This window comes from Nonomuraea sp. AD125B, from assembly GCF_041402765.1.
In the GTDB taxonomy this organism is placed as follows: Bacteria; Actinomycetota; Actinomycetes; order Streptosporangiales; family Streptosporangiaceae; genus Nonomuraea; species Nonomuraea bangladeshensis.
In genome coordinates, this window is the sequence record NZ_JBGLOU010000025.1 from 97,456 (window position 1) to 115,646 (window position 18,191).

General features: G+C 70.3%; 24 protein-coding genes. 16 read left to right on the plus strand and 8 right to left on the minus strand.

Going from position 1 to position 18,191, the window contains the following annotated elements:
- Nucleotides 1-56: 56 nt before the first annotated feature.
- On the plus strand, nucleotides 57-656 hold the full coding sequence (locus ACBR40_RS43410; protein WP_371252509.1) for a dihydrofolate reductase family protein: 600 nt from the start codon (nucleotides 57-59) through the stop codon (nucleotides 654-656).
- A gap of 4 nt (nucleotides 657-660) precedes the next feature.
- On the opposite strand, the gene ACBR40_RS43415 is transcribed toward ACBR40_RS43410, so the two are convergent.
- Entirely contained in the window at nucleotides 661-948 is a 288-nt protein-coding gene (locus tag ACBR40_RS43415; protein ID WP_329583460.1) for a hypothetical protein, read from the minus strand.
- An 80-nt stretch (nucleotides 949-1,028) separates the two neighbouring features.
- Complete coding sequence (locus ACBR40_RS43420) at nucleotides 1,029-1,820, minus strand: trans-aconitate 2-methyltransferase (protein ID WP_371252510.1); 792 nt, start codon at nucleotides 1,818-1,820, stop codon at nucleotides 1,029-1,031.
- A gap of 173 nt (nucleotides 1,821-1,993) precedes the next feature.
- Between ACBR40_RS43420 and ACBR40_RS43425 the strand changes: the two genes are divergently transcribed.
- Entirely contained in the window at nucleotides 1,994-2,539 is a 546-nt protein-coding gene (locus ACBR40_RS43425; protein WP_371252511.1) for a hypothetical protein, read from the plus strand.
- Between the two features lie 370 nt (nucleotides 2,540-2,909).
- The gene (locus ACBR40_RS43430) at nucleotides 2,910-3,449 is read left to right on the plus strand and encodes a flavoprotein (protein ID WP_371252512.1); all 540 of its coding nucleotides are present in this window, start codon (nucleotides 2,910-2,912) and stop codon (nucleotides 3,447-3,449) included.
- On the opposite strand, the gene ACBR40_RS43435 is transcribed toward ACBR40_RS43430, so the two are convergent.
- Nucleotides 3,438-3,986 (minus strand): ATP-binding protein, encoded by a 549-nt coding sequence (locus tag ACBR40_RS43435; RefSeq protein WP_371252513.1) that lies wholly within the window; start codon nucleotides 3,984-3,986, stop codon nucleotides 3,438-3,440. The genes ACBR40_RS43430 and ACBR40_RS43435 overlap by 12 nt on opposite strands.
- A gap of 258 nt (nucleotides 3,987-4,244) precedes the next feature.
- Between ACBR40_RS43435 and ACBR40_RS43440 the strand changes: the two genes are divergently transcribed.
- From ACBR40_RS43440 to ACBR40_RS43455, 4 genes are all read left to right on the plus strand, one after another.
- Nucleotides 4,245-5,066, plus strand: coding sequence for a helix-turn-helix domain-containing protein (locus ACBR40_RS43440; RefSeq protein WP_371252514.1), 822 nt, complete (start codon nucleotides 4,245-4,247; stop codon nucleotides 5,064-5,066).
- Nucleotides 5,053-5,277 carry a DUF397 domain-containing protein gene (locus ACBR40_RS43445; protein ID WP_371252515.1) on the plus strand — a complete coding sequence of 75 codons (225 nt, stop codon included), beginning with the start codon at nucleotides 5,053-5,055 and terminating at the stop codon, nucleotides 5,275-5,277. Before ACBR40_RS43440 ends, ACBR40_RS43445 begins: the two co-directional genes overlap by 14 nt.
- A 103-nt stretch (nucleotides 5,278-5,380) precedes the next feature.
- Nucleotides 5,381-5,680 (plus strand): hypothetical protein, encoded by a 300-nt coding sequence (locus tag ACBR40_RS43450; RefSeq protein ID WP_371252516.1) that lies wholly within the window; start codon nucleotides 5,381-5,383, stop codon nucleotides 5,678-5,680.
- 69 nt (nucleotides 5,681-5,749) lie between these two features.
- A complete protein-coding gene (locus tag ACBR40_RS43455; RefSeq protein ID WP_371252517.1) occupies nucleotides 5,750-6,205 on the plus strand; it encodes a hypothetical protein in 456 nt (151 codons plus the stop codon).
- Here ACBR40_RS43455 and ACBR40_RS43460 read toward each other — a convergent pair.
- Nucleotides 6,202-6,744, minus strand: coding sequence for a hypothetical protein (locus ACBR40_RS43460; RefSeq protein WP_371252518.1), 543 nt, complete (start codon nucleotides 6,742-6,744; stop codon nucleotides 6,202-6,204). The genes ACBR40_RS43455 and ACBR40_RS43460 overlap by 4 nt on opposite strands.
- Nucleotides 6,745-7,028: 284 nt before the next feature.
- Between ACBR40_RS43460 and ACBR40_RS43465 the strand changes: the two genes are divergently transcribed.
- The 3 genes from ACBR40_RS43465 (at nucleotide 7,029) to ACBR40_RS43475 (ending at nucleotide 10,230) form a co-directional block, all read left to right on the plus strand.
- Nucleotides 7,029-7,265 carry a helix-turn-helix domain-containing protein gene (locus ACBR40_RS43465; RefSeq protein WP_371252519.1) on the plus strand — a complete coding sequence of 79 codons (237 nt, stop codon included), beginning with the start codon at nucleotides 7,029-7,031 and terminating at the stop codon, nucleotides 7,263-7,265.
- Between the two features lie 391 nt (nucleotides 7,266-7,656).
- Nucleotides 7,657-8,712: an LLM class flavin-dependent oxidoreductase gene (locus ACBR40_RS43470; RefSeq protein ID WP_344205186.1), complete on the plus strand. Its 1,056-nt coding sequence runs from the start codon at nucleotides 7,657-7,659 to the stop codon at nucleotides 8,710-8,712.
- 21 nt (nucleotides 8,713-8,733) lie between these two features.
- Nucleotides 8,734-10,230 (plus strand): AMP-binding protein, encoded by a 1,497-nt coding sequence (locus tag ACBR40_RS43475; RefSeq protein ID WP_344205187.1) that lies wholly within the window; start codon nucleotides 8,734-8,736, stop codon nucleotides 10,228-10,230.
- Here the strand turns inward: ACBR40_RS43475 and ACBR40_RS43480 are convergent.
- Entirely contained in the window at nucleotides 10,206-10,817 is a 612-nt protein-coding gene (locus ACBR40_RS43480; protein WP_344205189.1) for a TetR/AcrR family transcriptional regulator, read from the minus strand. The genes ACBR40_RS43475 and ACBR40_RS43480 overlap by 25 nt on opposite strands.
- 98 nt (nucleotides 10,818-10,915) lie before the next feature.
- Here ACBR40_RS43480 and ACBR40_RS43485 point away from each other — a divergent pair, with 98 nt between their 5' ends.
- From ACBR40_RS43485 to ACBR40_RS43500, 4 genes are all read left to right on the plus strand, one after another.
- On the plus strand, nucleotides 10,916-12,061 hold the full coding sequence (locus ACBR40_RS43485; protein WP_371252520.1) for a cytochrome P450: 1,146 nt from the start codon (nucleotides 10,916-10,918) through the stop codon (nucleotides 12,059-12,061).
- Nucleotides 12,062-12,176: 115 nt separating this feature from the next.
- A complete protein-coding gene (locus tag ACBR40_RS43490; RefSeq protein WP_371252521.1) occupies nucleotides 12,177-12,383 on the plus strand; it encodes a hypothetical protein in 207 nt (68 codons plus the stop codon).
- Nucleotides 12,380-12,547 carry a hypothetical protein gene (locus ACBR40_RS43495; protein ID WP_371252522.1) on the plus strand — a complete coding sequence of 56 codons (168 nt, stop codon included), beginning with the start codon at nucleotides 12,380-12,382 and terminating at the stop codon, nucleotides 12,545-12,547. The genes ACBR40_RS43490 and ACBR40_RS43495 overlap by 4 nt, the downstream gene beginning before the upstream one ends.
- Nucleotides 12,544-12,900: a helix-turn-helix transcriptional regulator gene (locus ACBR40_RS43500; protein WP_344205193.1), complete on the plus strand. Its 357-nt coding sequence runs from the start codon at nucleotides 12,544-12,546 to the stop codon at nucleotides 12,898-12,900. The genes ACBR40_RS43495 and ACBR40_RS43500 overlap by 4 nt, the downstream gene beginning before the upstream one ends.
- A gap of 22 nt (nucleotides 12,901-12,922) precedes the next feature.
- Here the strand turns inward: ACBR40_RS43500 and ACBR40_RS43505 are convergent, their stop codons facing one another.
- Nucleotides 12,923-13,831: a cyclase family protein gene (locus ACBR40_RS43505; RefSeq protein WP_344205195.1), complete on the minus strand. Its 909-nt coding sequence runs from the start codon at nucleotides 13,829-13,831 to the stop codon at nucleotides 12,923-12,925.
- Between the two features lie 28 nt (nucleotides 13,832-13,859).
- Here ACBR40_RS43505 and ACBR40_RS43510 point away from each other — a divergent pair, with 28 nt between their 5' ends.
- The gene (locus ACBR40_RS43510; RefSeq protein ID WP_371252523.1) at nucleotides 13,860-15,167 is read left to right on the plus strand and encodes a serine hydrolase domain-containing protein; all 1,308 of its coding nucleotides are present in this window, start codon (nucleotides 13,860-13,862) and stop codon (nucleotides 15,165-15,167) included.
- Between the two features lie 5 nt (nucleotides 15,168-15,172).
- On the opposite strand, the gene ACBR40_RS43515 is transcribed toward ACBR40_RS43510, so the two are convergent.
- The gene (locus tag ACBR40_RS43515; protein WP_371252524.1) at nucleotides 15,173-15,910 is read right to left on the minus strand and encodes an SDR family NAD(P)-dependent oxidoreductase; all 738 of its coding nucleotides are present in this window, start codon (nucleotides 15,908-15,910) and stop codon (nucleotides 15,173-15,175) included.
- Nucleotides 15,911-15,918: 8 nt separating this feature from the next.
- Nucleotides 15,919-16,500 (minus strand): isochorismatase family cysteine hydrolase, encoded by a 582-nt coding sequence (locus ACBR40_RS43520; RefSeq protein ID WP_371252525.1) that lies wholly within the window; start codon nucleotides 16,498-16,500, stop codon nucleotides 15,919-15,921.
- A gap of 177 nt (nucleotides 16,501-16,677) precedes the next feature.
- Here ACBR40_RS43520 and ACBR40_RS43525 point away from each other — a divergent pair.
- A partial coding sequence (locus ACBR40_RS43525; RefSeq protein ID WP_371252526.1) for a protein kinase occupies nucleotides 16,678-18,191 on the plus strand: 1,514 nt, incomplete at its 3' end.

Below are 18,191 nucleotides of genomic sequence, written 5' to 3' on the forward strand. Positions count from 1 at the left end.
TGAGTTTTCGTGTCCGCACTGGTCTTCTCTCTTGAACACCTCGAAGGGAGAACGACATGAAGATCACCCTGGCGACGTTCCTGACGATGGACGGGGTCATGCAGGGGCCCGGCGGCCCCGAGGAGGACAGGAGCGGCGGCTTCGAGCACGGCGGCTGGCAGTTCCCCTACGCCGACGAGGAGATGGGGTCGCACATCACCCGCTGGTTCGGCGAGGCGGACGCGTTCCTGCTGGGCCGGCGGACGTACGACATCTTCGCCGGCTACTGGCCGGCCGTCACCGACCCGGACAACCCGATCGCCGGGCCGCTCAACGCGCTGCCGAAGTACGTCGTCTCGACCACTCTGCGCAGCGCGGACTGGCACAACACGACGATCGTCCGCTCGCTGGACGACATCGCCGCGCTGCGCGCCCAGCCCGGCCGGGAGCTGCAGATCCACGGCAGCGGCCTGCTCGCCCAGGCGCTGCTGGACCGGGGGCTGATCGACGAGCTGCGGCTGTACACGTTCCCGGTCGTCCTCGGCAGCGGGAAGCGGCTGTTCGAGCCGGGCCGGGTGCCGACGGCGCTGCGGCTGGTCGAATCGGTGAGGGGCGAGAGCGGCTGCGTGCTCAACGTCTACAGGCCGGCGGGCAAGCCGGGTTACGGCTCGTTCTGAGCGGTCACGGCTCGTTCTGAGCGGTCACGCTCACCGGCATGTTCGACGGCTCGCCACCGAACATGATCACGATGTCGCGGCCGTTGGCGTAGCTCACCACCGGCCGCCGCAGCGCCTCGCCCGCCTGGCGGGCGACCGTCTGCCACAGATCGACCATCTCCGGGCTGTCGGCGGTGATCCTGAACCGGCCGCTCGCCCGCAGATGCTCGGTCACCAGCGGGACGAAGCCCGCCTCGGCGCGGACGCGCTCGTCCGGGGTCAGCGGGGTGCGCCGTAGGGCTGGGTCAGTCATCGTCGATCTCCTCATTGCGGCCGTCTGGTCCAGCTTGCCACGCCCCGGGGCCCGGCGAGCACCGCCGCGTCCGCAACCGGTCAGGACCGGCGGCCGACCGTCAGGACGGCCGACCAATGGCGGGTGAGCCGCCCGTCCGGACGGGCGGCGAGCAGGCGGCGGACCTCCCCGTAGAGGTGCGCCCGCTTGTCCGGCTCCATGGCGATATGACCGGAGAACGTGTCGAGCAGCGCGAGATAGGCGTCGGCCGTGTAACGCAGCGCCCACAGGTAGCGCCGCGCCGCCACGACCGTGAACCGCCCGGAGGCGGCGAACTCGGCGGCGGTGGGATCGACTTCGTCCTCCGGCGGCGGCCACGGGCCGGGGTGGCCCTCGCCGATCTCCTCGTACACCTTCTGGATCTCGGCGAAGAACGGGTCGAAGCCGACGGGCAGCGCGTGGTCGGCGTTCCACACGGCCAGGTGGCCGCCGGTGGCGAGCAGCCGGGCGGCTTTGTCGTACTTGACCGCCGGATCCACCCACTTCCACGCCGTGGCCGCGTACACCAGGTCGAACCGGTCCCCCGCCGGCGGCTCCCACTCCTCGAAGGCCGACGTCACCACCGACACCCCGGCGAACCCGGCCAGCCGCCGCCGTGCCTCCCGCGCCAGCGCGGGCCCGAGCTCGACCGCCGTGACGGGGAAGCCCATCCGCGCCAGCGGCACCGTCGCCTTCCCCGGCCCGCACCCCACTTCGAGCAGCCGCGCGGGCGGCCTGAGCCCGGTGATCATGAGCAGGTCGGCGTAGAGCTCGCGGGGGTAGTCGGGGCGGGCGTCCTGGTAGATCTCGGCCGCCACGTCGAAGGTCGCGCGCAGCCGCGCATCAGGGGACACTCCCCCGATTCTGGCAGCCCTCGCCACCGATGGTCGCCGTCCAGCCACCCCAAGGTGACCTCCGGCTCTACAAGGCCTTGATGTGACGGACGATGCGCTCCACCAAAAGTTCCTCTTCCCCTTGCGGAGACACCGTAAAGTTTCCACTCATGTACATGGAGTCACATGCATACGTGGACGAGTCCATGCGGATCCACGATGGACTCTATGTACTGGCCGCTGTCATCGTGCCCTGCGAGTATGCGGACCAGCACCGAGCCGCGCTGCGCGCTCTGCTGCTGGGGAAGCAACCCCGGCTGCATTGGCGCGACGAACGGCCGAAACGCCGTCTCGAGATCACCCACGCTGTGGCGGCCCTCCGCCCGAACACGGTCATTGTCATCGGCACCCGCCTCATGCCGGCGAAACAGCGACGAGCGCGGCGCAAGTGCCTGGAACGGCTGCTCTGGCATCTCGCATGTCGTGATGTGTCGCGCGTCGTCATGGAGCGGCGGAGCACTGAAGGCAACAAGGAGGGCCTCGACATGGTCAACGCGCTACGCGCCCGCGAAGCACTGCCTCAGGACCTCCATGTCGAGTGGACCAGCCCACTGGTCGAAGAACTCCTCTGGCTTCCCGACGTGGTGGCGGGCATCTTCGCGAGAGCCGAGACGGGCGACCGGACTCTGGAGGATCTCCTGTCGGGAGATCACCTGGTCGAGCGCATCAGCTGCGATTAGCGCCGACAGCGCAAAGCCCGGGTTCCCGTCAATTCCGGCGGTAAGCCCGGGCTCACTTCCTCTCCCCCTCACAGGGGGCGGCATAAAAAGGATACCCCTCAGACACCCGATTGAACATCGCTATCCGTAACGCCTCTGTGCCTCTGCGGCACTCGACCGTCGTCGCCGACCCGCAACCTCCACCCCTCCGGCGTGCTCGCCCACCAGCGAGGCACGAACGGGTGCAGCCGCGTACGCGCGACCCCCTCACGCCACTGCGAACCATGCGGAGCGACCGCAGTGGCGAGGCGGCGGGCATGCTCTTCCCAGGAGCATGAGCAGATGCTCACTCACCGGGCCCGAGCGGCGAAGCCCTTCTAGGCTGGCGGGCGTGCGCGTGTTGTACGTCGTCACCAGCGCTGCCCCATCTCACGCCGGCCCGGTCACCGACCTCGTGGCGGGGGCACAGGCCGCCCGCTGGCGGGTCTTCGTCGTCTCCACTCCCCTGGGCCTGCGCTTCCTCGATCGGGCACGCCTTGAGCAGCAGACGGGAGAGCCGGTACGCAGCGAGTTCCGGATGCCGGGAGAGGGCAACGAACTGTCCAAAGCCGACGCGGTCATAGCGGCGCCGATGACCTTCAACACGATCAACAAGTGGGCATTGGGGATCACGGACAACTTCGCGACCGGCCTGCTGTGCGAGCTGACCGGCTACGGCGTGCCAATCGTCGCCGTCCCCATGCTCAAACCCGCCCTCGCCAGGCACCTCGCCTTCCAGAACAGTCTCCACGTGCTGCGACAGATGGGCGTGACCTTGATGTTCGACCCGTCGGCCCCCTACGAGAGACGTCTGCCCGCCTGGGACGATGGGCGGCGCATCCGCCTAGGGCAGGGTCGCCCTGGAACTTGCGTGACACGCTCATCGGCATGAGGGACAGTAGGTGGCGGTCAAGGATATCCAGGCCGCGGATGCCAGGGCGAAGGTTCCTCTGGCGGCCTCCTCATAACTCTCCTGGCCAGTGGTCCGCCGTCTGACGAAGAAGGTGCCCTCCTCGTAACACAGGACGTACGTCTCACAACTCGACGCCTCGACCACCCGCAACCGGCCATGCGAGATGTACGGCTTCCAGCCGTACATCAGAGATCGCCCGCTCCGGCGCACGCCAGACGCCACGAGACGAAGACCCCGTCCCGACTGCGCCATGAGATCTTCTTCGCCGACGCAGGGCGCCGACGTGTCGACACCGGGGTCTGTGACTTCCAGTCGCACAAAGCCCCGCCCGAAACCGAGCTGCACGTCCACCCAGTCACGACGAACGCCACCGGGGACGTGCCGGACCGCGTTCGTCACCAGTTCCGAGACCACCAGCGCGGCATCGTCCCGGACCTCCTGAGGGCCGTCCGTCAACCATTGGGCCACCGTTTCCCGAGCACGCCGCGACGATTCGGCAGCGCGGGTCAGTGTCACGAATTTTCATCTGTACACATCCGGAAAAGCCAGAAAAACGACATTCGTCGACATTCATCTCACCACCTCTCATGAACCTTGCGCTCAAGTCACCAGCGTTCATCGCGCTGTGAACCCCGGCCGAGCAACTTCTCATCGAAGGACTCTCCACAGGTTGGCCCACAAGAGCTACTTTTAGTAGTCGGCTAGTAACACACTTGCTGCACACATCGAGTTCACTGATGTGTGTGTACTTGTGAACGGACCGGTGATGCGCCTATGGGCGTCAGCCAACTGGACCCAGGAGCGAGTCCTCTCGCCCTTTTCGGCGCCGAATTGAGGAGGCTGAGGGAGGAAAAGGGAGTAACCCAGGAGGCGATCGCGGACTACGCGCACGTCAGCAAGAGTCTCGTCAGCCAGATCGAGAACGCCAAACGCACACCGCAGTGGGACTTCACCGAGCAGGTGGAAGCACTTCTCGGCCTGCAAGGCGATCTGCTCCGCCTCCTCCCCCTGGTGCTCAAAACGGGACCGAACTGGTTTCGTCAGTGGCCCAAAATCGAAGCGAACGCCCACAATCTGCGGACATGGCAACCACTCGTGGTGCCAGGGCTCCTGCAAACCGGAAACTACGCGCGCGCGATCCTGCGCGGGCAACCGGGCATAACCGAACAGCGAGTAGAGGAGATCGTCGAGGGCCGGCTCGCCAGGCAGTTGGTGTTCGAACGTCCTGAGCCTCCTTTGTATGCGGCAGTGATCGACGAGAGTGTTCTCGCTCGCCCCATCGGCGGCGCAGAGGTGATGCATGGACAACTTGAGCATCTTCTGACGCTCCTGACGCATCCCTGCATCACCCTGCAAGTCGTCCCGATGGAGGCCGTACCAACGATCGGTTTTCTGGGCGGATTTGTGATCGCCCAGCAGCCCAACGGCCCGGACGTGGTATATCTCGACACCGCCGCCGACGGCGAGATGACGGATCGCGCTGACCGGGTCCGCAGAGTTAGTCTCAGATTCGATGCCATCCGGTCATACGCCCGACCTGTCAACGAGACCGCCGAAGCGATACGCGAGAAGATGGTGATGCATGAGAATCGATGACGAACTGGCCGTGGAACTCCGGAACGCACAATGGCGGAAAGCCTCCTTCAGCGGTGCGGATGGCGGCGACTGCATCGAAGTTGCCTCACTGAGCGGCGACCGCATCGGTATCCGGGACACCGAGCGACCGGAGCTGACCCCTTGGGTCGTACGGGGCAGCGTCTTCCGAGCCTTCGTCTCGGGCGTCAAAGGCGGCGAATTCGACTTCTGACCTCCGACAGCCGGCCGAAGGCCCTTTGAGCGACCTGCTGAAAGGGCCTTCGTTTCCCGCAAACGGGCGCTTCCGGCACGTGTCCTGTCGTACAGTCACCGGCATGGGCACCACGGACCGGAGAGCGCGTAGCCGCAGCCAGGTCGCGACCGAACGGTTTCCGTGGATACGTCACCTGACGGCGGACGACATGCGAGTGTTCACCCTGGAACTTGAGCAAGCGCTACACAAGCCGACGTCACAACAGATCTTGGATGCCACGGTCCAGGAGATCATCGCGGGCTGGCGGGCGACCGCCCGGATCAAGGCCGGCCCTGAGCATTACGCAGCGGCCCTCAAGCCGACGACCGGCGACTTCGGTCCCGTGGAGACGCCGCTACGGGCACGCGCGTCTCATCCGTGATGGGCGGCGCAGCCGCACGGATCTACTTGGCTCTCGACGTGCCCGACGTGAGGGACATACCGTCGGGCCATGCCAGAGTTGCATCCGGCGCTGGCCCGGCAAGGGCTTCTGGTCATCGAGCAGGGCCTGGACGCTCCGCATGACAGCGACCTCATCCCCTTGTCCCGGGATGTCATCGACAGCGACGTAGCGGCTGTGCTGTTCGCCCACGACGACGCTCTGGAATGGGCCGTGTACGAGTACGACACCGGCTGGACCCCACTGGGCCTGACCGCGATCCGCGCCACCGGCACCGATCCTGACACGCAGGAAGCGCGCCTCGCCATCCGCTACGACGCCGACGAGCGCAGCCGGATCAGGAACTGGAGCCCGAGAGGGCGGCACCTCATCCGTGTACGCGTCCTGCGGGCCGAGCGGATCGCCCAATTGCGGGTGGCCGCGCGGATCATCGCAGCCCCACGCGGTTGGGCGATCATGGTGTGGCGGGGGCGACGCGCACCCGCCATTTACGTGAGCGACGGCTAACAGATGACGCGCAGGTAGTGCAACGAGTAGGCGTTCCTCCTGCTTCTGGGGACGCCCTCGGCGAACCCGTCGACGACCCAGCGGTACTCCTCGCTGCCGGTGCCGGTGCAGGCCCACATGTACTGGATCTCGGCGAAGTGGCCGCGGGACCAGGCGATGGAGGTGCGGTGCACGTTGCGCCAGATGCCGACGCCCAAGTAGCGCTGCAGGGTGAGCCGCGGGCCCTGGGGGATGTAGCCGGCCCCTGTGCACCATTGCCGGCCGACGCCCTGGATGTGCCACCGGCCGTTGTGCCGGACGAATTCGGGGTCGCCGACGTAGAGATGGCACGTCCAGGCGGGCGCCGCGGTGCGCTCGATCCCGGCGGACAGGTTCTGATCCTCGTACGTGGTGCGGCCTCGCGGGCCCGGGTCGTCGGGCGCGGGCACGAGTTCGGCGCGCGGCTGCGGGGTGGGACCGGCGTGGGCGGGCAGCGTGGTGAGCGTCGCCCCGATCAGGCATGACGCCGCCAGTAAGACGATCTCTCCTCGGACACGCATGGTGCCTCCATGGGTCGATGGAGCTACGCGAGACCCAGGCGGCTGGTGGGCCTGACGAAGCGGATTTGCCCCCACACCGATGACAGCGGATTTGGGCTACAGGGTTCAAGGCAGACAAAGGACTTCGCATAATTCCTGATCAGGACGGTCCGTCGGCCATCCTCACAGAAGCGACTAGTACCGCCTCCACTTCGCCCGCAGACGGCATGGTGAGCACGTAACTTCTGGGCATCGACCTTGACGATCCCGAAGTCCAGCGCGAGAACGCCGCGATCGATCGGGATATGCGGCTGATCGAGACGCTGGTAGGCATTCGCCGGCAACGCGGTCTGACACAGAGCGACGTCGCGGAACGCATGGGCCGCAGCCAGCCGGCGGTGTCCGGCTTCGAACGTCTTGGGGGGCAACCCTCATTTCTCCACCATCCGGCGCTACGCCCTGGCCATCGGCGTGGACGTCTTCCCTTCGGTGAGCATGCCAGGAGAAGTCAGCCAGACAAGCTTCACACCCGCCGCCGGTAGCTGAGACACCCCGCCATACCTCCTCGCCGCCGATCTCCTGCGGCACGGCCGAGCAAGGCAACGCTGGTGGCCCCGGAGACCGGTCAACCTCCAGGGGAGCGCGAGGGGGCCGGCAGGCCCTCTCGCCAGGGATCGGGGCGGAGCCTCGATCCCCTTGTCAGAACGCCCGAGCGTCAGCGAGGTCCTTTGGGGTGGGCTCCCGCCGGTCAACCCGGTAATCGGGCAACGGGCGGGCGCTTGCGAGGGGGGTCGAAGGGGGGCGGAGTCCCCCTGGGAGGTGCTGTCTGGAGCTTCTTCGCGCGAAGCGCCCCCGGGCGGAAGGCCGTGCTTTTGGGCCCGAGCGTGATACGCTCCCAAGCGAGCGCTTGGTTTACCTCCGAGGGGCCGCCGCATGAAGTTCTCGACCTTCCACCTCTTCCACCGCTTCGACGGCCAGAGCTTCAAGGACGTCTACGACTACCACCTGGAGCTCATCGAGCTGGCCGAGGAGCTGGGCTTCGACGGGGTACGGCTGGCCGAGCACCACTTCCGCGACTACGGCGTCGTCCCCAACCTGTTCACCATGCTCGCCCACGCCGCCGCCCGCACCGAGCGGCTGCGGCTCGGCACCGGGATCGTCGTCCTGCCCCTGCACAACCCCGTTCACGTGGCCGAGGAGGCCGCGCAGGTGGACGTGTTGTCCGGCGGGCGGCTGGAGCTCGGCATCGGGCGCGGCTACCAGAGTTACGAGTTCGAGGGGTTCGGGATCGATCTGGCCGAGGCGCGCGACCGGTTCAACGAGGCGCTGGAGGTGATCGTCGGGCTCTGGACGCGGGAGGCGTACCGGCACGAGGGGAAGTTCTACCGGACCGGGACGGAAGTGTCGCTGGTGCCCCGGCCCGTGCAGGCCCCCCATCCGCCGCTGCACGTCGCGGCGGTCTCCCCCGAGACCGTCACCATGTACGCCGAGCGCGGCCTGCCCATCCTGGCCGACCCGGCGGCGACGTTCAGGAAGGTCGTCAAGGCGGCCGAGACGTGGCGGGAGACGGCGGCGCGGGCCGGACATCCGGAGGGGGCCGAGCTGGTGGTGGCCCGCAGCGTGTACGTCGCCCCCACCCTCGAACGGGCCCGCGAGGACCAGGAGCGCTTCGAGGCGTCGTTCGACCGCTCGCGCATCTTCAACGACCGCAGCGCCCCCATCGACCCAAGGACCGGCCGGGCCGCCCAGGGCTTCGAGTACTACCAGGACCGCTATCTCAAGGGCGGCACGGTCTCGGCCGACTTCCGGTGGGAGCAGCTGGAGGTCATCGGGGACCCGGCGCGGGTCGTCGAGCAGATCACGCTGCTCAGGGACGCCGGGTTCTCGAACCTGCTCTGCGACTTCGGCAGCACCCGCCCGATGCCGCTCGCGGACATGAAGCGGGTCATGCGCTTCTTCGCCGCCGAGGTCATGCCCGCCTTCAAGTAACCCCCCTCCCGGAGGCTGACGATGATCCACAGCCTGTCCCTGTCCGACGTACTCGCCGAGCACGCCCGCAGCCGCCCCGGTACGACGGCCGTGGTGGACGGGGAGCTCCGGCTCACCTATCCCGAGCTGGACGCCCGCGTGTCCCGGCTCGCCGGCGCGCTGGCCGGACGCGGCGTCGGCGCCGGCGACCGGGTGCTGTGGCTCGGCCAGAACAGCCACGCCGTCCTGGAGCTGCTGCTCGCGTGCAGCCGCCTGGGAGCGGTGTTCTGCCCGGCGAACTGGCGGCAGTCGGCGGACGAGCTGCGCTTCGTGCTCCAGGATCTCGCCCCGGCGGCCGTGGTCTGGGAGCACTCGGACACCGTCGGCGCCCTCGACCACGACGACCGGTGGGTACGGGCGGGGGCGGACTACGAGGAGCTGGTGGCGGGCGGGACGGAGCGGGAGTTCCCGCAGGTCGCCGACACCGAGCCGGTCCTCGCGCTCTACACCGCCGCCTTCGACGGGCGCCCGAACGCGGCCCTGCTCAGCAGCGCCGCCCTGGTGGCGCACGCGACGTCGCTGCTCGTCGTACGCCAGATGGAGCCGGGCTTCACCTTCCTCAACAACGGGCCGCTCTTCCACGTCGGGACGATGATGTTCTGCCTGGCCACGCTGCAGATCGGCGGCACGAACGTCTTCACCCCCGCCTTCGACCCCGAGGAGGTGTGCCGGCTGGTGGACGCCGAGCGGGTGACGCAGGCGTTCCTGTTCGGGCCGATGATCGACGCGGTGGTGAAGGCGAACGCGGGCGGCAAGTACGACCTCTCCTCGCTGCGCTTCGTGGCCGCCTCCGACGAGTGGAACGCGATGATCACGGTCGACGACTCGCCGTGGTGCCGGTCGAAGATGGGCGGGTACGGGCAGACCGAGGTGGGCGGCATGCTGACGTTCCTCGGGCTGGCGGAGGGCGGGGCCGGGTACGCGGGGCGGCCGTCGCCGCTGGCGCAGGTGCGGATCATGGGGCCGGACGACGTGGAGGTGGCGGCGGGCGAGGTGGGCGAGATCTGCGCCCGCGGCAAAACCCTCTTCTCCGGATATCTCGCCCGGCCCGACTTAAATGCGGAAAAACTGCGGAACGGCTGGCACCACACCGGCGACCTCGGCCGCCGCGAACCCGACGGCACCATCACCTTCATCGGCCCCAAACTGCGCATGATCAAGTCCGGCGCCGAGAACGTCTACCCGGCGGAGGTCGAGCGTGCGCTCAAGTCCCATCCGGCCGTGGCGGACGCCGCCGTGATCGGCGTCCCGGACCCGGCCTGGCACCAGGCGGTCAAGGCCGTCGTGGCGCTGCGCGAGGGGGCCGCGGCGACCGCCGAGGAGCTGATCGAGCACGTCAGGGCGCAGGTCGCGGCGTACAAGAGGCCGCGGGAGGTGGCGTTCGTCGCGGAGATCCCGAAGCGCGGCTTCACCCCCGACTACGACGCCCTCGACGCCGCCCACGGCGGCGGCAACTATCCCGGTTCGCCGCCCGCCTGACGGGCGACCGGCAGGCCCGCCTCCAGGTGGGCGAGGGCCTGGTCGAACGCGGCGGGCGCGTCGAGCGCGGGATCGGCGGCCCACTCGAACCACACCGCGAGCATCACGCCCGAGACCGCCCCGGTGACGTTGCGGATCTCGGGGTCGTCGGGGCCGCGGCCCTCGCGCGCGGCCAGCTCGGCGCGCAGGCCGGCGAGGACGCCGCGGATGTTGTCGATGCTCGCCGTCCACAGCTCGGGGACGGTGAACATGAGCCGCTCACGCTCCAGGCCGTCGTTGCGCTCCTCCGGCGTCTGCGCCGCGAACGCCTGGCCGATCGCGGCGCGTACGGCCTGGACGGGGTTGAGCTCGGGCGGCGCGGCCCGCAGCGCCTCGATGAAGGGCGGGTACTGGTCCACCAGCACCAGATCCTCCTTCGTCGGGAAATAGCGGAACACGGTGCTGGGGGCGACCTCGGCCGCCTCCGCGATCTGCTCGACCGTCGTCTCCGCGTAGCCCCGCTCGCGGAACAGCCGCAGCGCCGCCTTCTGGATCAGGGCCCTGGTCTTGGCCTTCTTCCGCTCCCGGAGGCCCGGTCCGTCGCTCATGGCATCGCATTCTGGAGGGTTCGCCCCGGCACGTCCACTCACGGCCCATTTCCAACTTCCGCTAGTCAACTCCGATTTGAGAGTCTACTCTCACAATCATGCGCAGACTTCCCGTCGAACGTGACCCGCGACGCCCCCTCGACCCCCCGCCCGCCCTCCGCGGCCTGCCGCCCATGACCCGCCTGGAGATGGCCGACGGCCACCTCGGCTGGCTCGCCACCACGCTCGACGCCGCCCGCGTGGTCCTCGGCGACCCCCGGTTCAGCGCCCGGCAGGAGCTCAAGCACCCCGCCGTACGGTCGTCGGTCGCCGTCGCCGGGTCCGGCCGCCCCGCGCCGCCGGGCTTCTTCGCCACCACCGACCCGCCCGAGCACACCCGCTACCGGCGGATGCTCACCGGCCAGTTCACGGTGCGCAGGATGCGCCTGCTGGAGCCGCGCATCGAGCGCATCGCGGCCGACCACCTCGACGCCATGGCCGCGGCGGGGCCGCCCGCCGACCTGGTGACCGCGTACGCGCTGCCGATCCCGTCCATGGTCATCTGCGAGCTGCTCGGCGTACCGTACGCCGACCACGACTTCTTCCAGGAACGCAGCCGCGAGCTGGTCGCGCCCGACGGGGACGCCGCGGGCGCGAACGCCGACCTGCACGCCTACCTCGCCGAGCTGGTGCGCCGCAAGCGGGCCGAGCCCGGCGACGACCTGATCAGCGGGCTGACCGGGGAGCTCGCCGACGACGAGCTGGCCAACGTGGCGATGATCCTGCTCGTCGCCGGGCACGAGACCACCGCGAACATGCTCGCCCTCGGCGTCCTCGCCCTGCTCACGTCCGGCCTGACGTACGAGGAGGGCGCGGAGGAGGAGCTGCTGCGCTGGCTGTCGATCCTGCACCTCGGCGCGCCCAGCCGGGCCGCGCTGGAGGACGTGGAGGTGGCCGGCATACGGGTCGCGAAGGGCGAGACGGTGGCGCTGTCGCTGCCCGTGATCAACCGCGACCCGGCCTTCTTCACCGCCCCGGACACGCTCGACCCGGCCCGCCCGGACGCCCGCCGCCACCTGGCCTTCGGCCACGGCGTCCACCAGTGCCTCGGCCAGCAACTCGCCAGGAACGAGCTGCGCATCGGCTACCGCGCCCTGTTCGAGCGCTTCCCCGACCTGCGACTGGCCGTCCCCGCCACCGAGGTCCCACTCCGCCAGGACGCGGTGGTGTTCGGCGTCGGCCGCCTCCCGGTCACCTGGGATTGAAGGATCTGGTAACGGCTGATCTGGCACGACAACCAAGATCGAGGAGTGAGTGCGGGCCAGGCGTGGTGTTCACCACCGCCACGAGTTACCATCAAGTGCATATACTATTGATGGTATGTCTCAGTGGGGGATCGACCTGGAACCGGAGGTGGAGTCTTGGCTGGACGGCCTTTCTTTTCCGCTCTACCAGCGGGTCATGCGGAACGTGGACGACTACCTCGTCACAGGTGGCATCCCTGATGGGGATCATGTGAAGAAGCTGAAGGACGCCGAAGGTGTTCACGAGCTGCGTGTTGCTCTTGACCGCACGACCTGGCGGTGACCTTCTGGAAGCCGGCCGACAAGGTGATCGTTATCCTGACGGTCTTCCGCAAGACACAGGATGGGACGCAGACCGCCGATATCGATCGTGCAATCGCTGCCAAGAAGCGGTGTGAAGCAGAGCACGACCTAGCCACCACGCACGTGTTCGAGAGGAGCGCATGATGGGTCACAGCCGCTGGGAAACCTACAAGGCGAAGCGTCTGCGCGAGATGGAGGCGGATGCGCAGCCCCACGCCGAATACGAGCAGGCGGGCCGCGACCTGGAGCTCGGCAACCAGCTGCGTGAGATCCGCAAGCGCAGAGGTTTGTCGCAGAAGGTCGTGGCGGAGCGCGCCGGGATGTCCCAGCCCGCCCTGTCTCGGATCGAGGGTGGTGGCGGCATTCCGGATATAGCGACACTGCTGCGCCTCGGCGCGGCAATGGGGGTTCGATTCCGCGTCGAGCTCGTCGTTGACGACGACACCACTGAAATCGAGCCTCTAACCGTGCATCACCGACAGCTCGCGAACGCATAGGGGACTTGCTCGTCCCGAGAAGCTAGAGGATCGCGAGCGGGGTCAACGGGCTGCCGGTGCCGCCCTCGACGCGCAGGGGGGCCGCCACGAACACGAACTCCGTGCGGCCCGTCGCCGCCAGCTCCTCCAGCCACAGCAGTTCGATCAGGTGGATGCCGTGCCGGTGGAGCAGGATGAGGTGCAGGTCGTCGGCCAGGCCCTCACCCGCCAGGCCGCGCGCGTCGAGGCCGCCGATCGCGGCGTTGTCGGCGGCCACCGCGGCGACGTCGTGGGCGGCGAGCCAGCGACCGGCCGCCGCCGACAGGCCCGGCTGGCCCGACCAGTACTCCTCGGGCGACCGCTCCCACACCTGCGGCCAGCCGGTACGGATCACCGCCACGTCCCCGGGGCGCGGCACGGCGATCTCCTCGAGTTCGCCGGGCTCGATCCGGTGCCCGGCGGGCAGGTGGTCGAGGCCGAGCCGCCGGGGCACGTCGAACAGCACCCCCCGGGCGACCACGCCGCCGACCCGCTCGATGCCGCACCGGGTGGCGCCGTACGAGCGGACGCGGGCCGCCGGATGGCCGTTGTAGAGCCGGTCGCCGGACCACATGTGGCACAGGGCGTCCATGTGGGTGGTCGTGCCGTGCGGGGTCACGACGAGGGCGTCGTCCGCCACACAGAGGCCCTCGCCGATCGGCCGCGCGCCGGCCGCGTAGTCGCCGCCGTCCACGGACATGAAGTGCTGCGGCAGCGGCCGGCCCCGCAGGTGCGGCACGGTCGTGGGCGCGGGCGAGGAGGTCGCGCCGCGGATCGGCAGGGCCAGGCTCAGCACCTCGCCGGTCGTGGCCGCGCGCAGGGCGTCGAGCACCACGGACGGGGTGAGGAGGTTCAGGGTGCCGCGCTGATCGTCTGGGCCGAATCGTCCCCAGTTGTTAGGCTCGTGAACCACGTAAGCGCTCCCTTTCCGTGGAGGTCCGATGCACTGCGATCCCCGTTTCTCCCGCGTACGCGAGGTCTTCGAACGGCACTTCGCCGACGGGGAGGAGCTCGGCGCGGCCTTCGCCGTCTACCAGGACGGCGAGCTGGTCGTGGACCTGTGGGACGGCGTCGCCGACCGGAACACCGGACGCCCCTGGGAGCGCGACACGCCCGCCTTCGCCTACTCCTGCACGAAGGCGGTCACCGCGACCGTGCTGCTGCGGCTCGCCGAGCGCGGGCTGGTGGACGTGAGCGCGCCGGTGTCCGAGGTGTGGCCGGAGTTCGCGGCGCGGGGCAAGGGGGCGATCACCGTCGAGCACCTGCTCACCCACCAGTCGGGGCTGCCGGTGCTGGAGGAGCCGGTGCCGGTGGAGGAGTTCGAGGACCAGGCCGCCATCGCGGCCCGGCTCGCCGGGCAGGAGCCGCTGTGGGAGCCGGGGACGGCGCACGGCTATCACGCGCTGACGTACGGGTTCCTGGTGGGCGAGGTGGTCCGGCGGGTGACCGGCAAGTCGGTGGGCGAGCTGGTGGCGGCGGAGATCGCCGGGCCGCTCGGACTGGAGATGTGGGTGGGCGCGCCGGACGACGTGATCTCGAGGACGGCCCGGTTGAAGGCGGCCGAACGGCCCCAGGGGCTCAAGGTCACCGAGGCCGGCGCCGCGCCCACGGGCGAGGGCCCCGCCACAGGCGGGGGCGCCAGCGGGGGTGCGGGCCAAGGTGCGGGCGCGGGCCGGGGCGCAGGCGCGGGTCAGGGCGCAGGCGCGGCCGGTGCGGGCCCGGACGCGAGCGGTGCGGCCCCCAACGGGCAGGGGCGGCCCGATGACGTGTTGGCCGCGATGACCAGAGCCGCGCTCGACCCCCAGAGCCTCATGAACCGCGCCCTCGGCAACCCCGCCATGCACCGCGTCCAGGGCGGCGCGAACAACCCGATCATCCTGCGCGCCGGCTGGCCGGCCGCCGGCCTGGTGACCACGGCCAGGGGCCTGGCCGGCTTCTACCGCTCCCTCGCCGCCGGCGACATCCTCAGCCCCGGGACGCTGCGCGAGGCCACCCGCACCCGGGTGAACGGCCCCGACCGCGTCCTGCTCCTGGACACGGCGTTCGGGCTGGGCTACATGCGGCCGTCGCTGACGTTCCTGATGCCGTCGGCGAGCGCGTTCGGGCACAGCGGCGCGGGCGGTTCCATCGGCCTGGGCGACCCCGAGCGCGGGCTCGGCATCGCGTACGTCATGAACAAGATGGCCAACGCGCTCTCCGGCAACCTGCGCGGCATCCGCCTCGTGGAGGCGGTGTACCAGTCTCTCTGAGCCGGTCAATGCATCGTGACGCCGCCGCTGACGGACAGCGTCTGGCCGGTGATGTACGCCGCCCGGTCGGTGCAGAGGAAGGCGACCAGCCCGGACACGTCCTGCGGCGTGCCGAGGCGGCGCAGCGGGATGCCCCGGGCGATCCGGTCGACCAGCCCCGGCTCGGCCGCCGAGACCCGTCGCAGCATCGGCGTGTCCGTCGGTCCCGGGCAGACCACGTTCGAGGTGACCTGGCCGCGGGCGGCCTCCCTGGCGAGCGTCTTGGCCAGCCCGAACAGGCCCGCCTTGGTGGCCGCGTAGGCGCCCTCGCCGCCGGAGCCGGCCCGCGCCCCGTCGCTGGAGACGAACACCAGCCGCCCCCAGCCCCTCACCGTCATCCCGGGCAGCAGCAGCTTGGTCAGCAGCATGGGCCCGCGCAGGTTGACCTGCCACATGAGGTCCCACGAGGCCGGGTCGCTCTCCGCGAACGGCCCGATCACCGCGACTCCGGCATTGTGGACGAGCACGTCCACGTCCCCGGCCACGCGGACGAACGCCGTGATCGACTCCGGGTCGGTGAGGTCCAGGGCGACGGCCCGCGCGCCCGGCAGGGTCGCGGCGGCCTGCCGCGCGCCGGGCAGGTCCACGTCGGCGAGCACGACGCGGGCGCCGAGCGCGGCCAGGTCGGTGGCGATGGCCGCGCCGATCGCGCCCGCTCCCCCGGTGACGACGGCGGTCCTGCCGTCGAGCCGCATGCCGTCCATCGGGCCGCTCACTTCCACGTCGCGGCGAGGTCGGCGGCGGTGGCGCGGGTGGCGAGGAGGCTGATCGTGTTCCACAGGACGGCCCGCGCGTAGTCCTCAGGGATGCCCGCGACCGCGTCCGCGACGACCGTGACCCGGTAGCCGAGGTTGACCGCCTCCAGCGCCAGCCCGGGGATGCCGAGGTTGAGCGAGACCCCGGTGGCGACCACGGTGGAGACGCCGAGCGAGCGCAGCGTCATGTCGAGCGAGGTGCCGGTGAACGGCGAGAAGCCGTGGTGTCTGCGGCTCTCCAGGTCGCCGGGGGCGCGCAGCTCGGGCAGCACCTCGACGGCCGGGGTGCCCTCCAGCATGTGGGCGGGGTCCTTGAGGAGGGAGACGATGAAGGGGCAGTTCGCGGTGTGGGAGCCGGCCCGGTCGGCGCGGAAGGCGGCCGTGCAGTGGACGACCGGGATCGCGGCGGCGCGGGCGGCCGTGAGGAGCCGGGCGGTGTTGGGGACGACGTCGTGCCGCTCGCACGCCGCCCGCAGGTCCGGAAATTTCGTGAGATCACCGACGACGCCCCGCTGCATCTCCATCACGAGCACCGCCACGCCCTCCACCCGCCCACCCCTCTTCACTTACCCGAGCGCTTGCTTGGCACAATGAGAGTATCACCGCCACCTCCCGTCATAAGGGGTTAACTCACGGCGAAATAGCCGCACTCGTGACAACCAACACCCCGGGTGAGACCGTCGAACCCAGAGACGGCCGCCGTATGGGGGTAGGACTTGGTCCCTGGTTACCGCGAAGTACGCCAGCTCGGCGCGGGCCGCACCGGCCGCGTGTTCCTCGCCACGTACGAATCGACCGGCGCCTATGTGGCGATCAAGTACCTGAACGCCACGCTGCGCAGGGACGCCGAGTTCATGGAACGCTTCCGGTCGGACACCCACCACCTGGTCGAGCTCGACCAGCCCGACATCGTCCGCCTCTACGAGTACGTCGAGACCCCGGACCGCGCGGCGCTCGTCATGGAGCTGGTGGACGGCGTGACCCTGCGCGCGCTGCTGGACGAGCACGGCCACGTGACCCCGGAGGCCGCGCTCACCGTGCTCAAGGGCATCCTGCTGGCCCTCGCCGCCGCGCACGACAAGGGCGTGCCGCACCGCGACGTCAAGCCGGAGAACGTCCTCGTCCAGGCCGACGGCACCAGCAAGCTCACCGACTTCGGCGTCGTGGTGCACGCCGAGGAGCCGGGCGTGCCCGCGGGCAGCCCGGCGTACATGTCGCCCGAGCTGTGGACCCGGCACGAGGCCGGTCCGTCCGCCGACCTGTACGCCGCCGCCTGCACGCTCTTCGAGGCGGTCAGGGGACGGCCGCCGTTCCGCGCCGCCGGGGAGGGCGGCCAGGAGGAGCTGGACGTGCCGGCCACCAGGGACCGGCACCTGACCGAGCCGATCCCCCTGGAGGTGGTGCCGGACACGCTGCGCGACCTGCTCAGGCGCGGCCTGGCCAAGGACCCGGCCGTACGGTACGCCTCCGCCCGCGCGTTCGCCGCCGAGCTGGAGGAGGACGCGGTCGCCGGCTACGGCCCGGAATGGGAGAAACGCGGCCGCCGCCACCTGGCCGAGCTGGCCACGCTGATGGCTCTCCGCTTCCCGCTGGCGCGCACGGATCGCGCCACGAGCGGCGGCGGCGCGGCCGTGGCCCTGCGCGACCGGCTCGCGCGCATGCCGCGCCTCCCGCCGCACCTGTGGGTGACGGGCGTGCTGGTGATGGCGGTGGCGATCGGGATCGTGCTGTCGGGCGGGCGGTTGCCCACCGGGCCGGGGGCGATCCTCCTGCCGCCGCCGGAGGAGGAGAAGTCCGAGCCCGCGCCCTCACCCGCCGACGCCACGACCGGCCCCACTCCCGGCCCCGCTAAACGCCCCACGTCCCGCGCCACCGGCGAGGCCGCGCCCCGCACGCCCGCCGCCACGCCGGGCCGGACCAGCGCCGCCGCTCCGCGCCGCACCCCGCCCACCACCGCAACCGCGACCGCGCCGGCGCGGCCCACCCCCGGCCAGGCGGGCACCGGCGGGCCGCATCCCGCCGTGCGGGCGGCCACGATCACCGCCTGGAGCGGGCGGAGCGGGTCGGTGCGGATCGCCGCCGACGGGACCGGCCAGGTGCGGCTGCGGGTGACGTACACGCGGCGCGACGGCGACGACGCCCCCGCCACCACGCTGCACCAGGAGACCCGCGTCCTGAGCGGCCACACGTCGTACACCAGCGGCGTCGGCCACGACCCCGGCACGGTGGC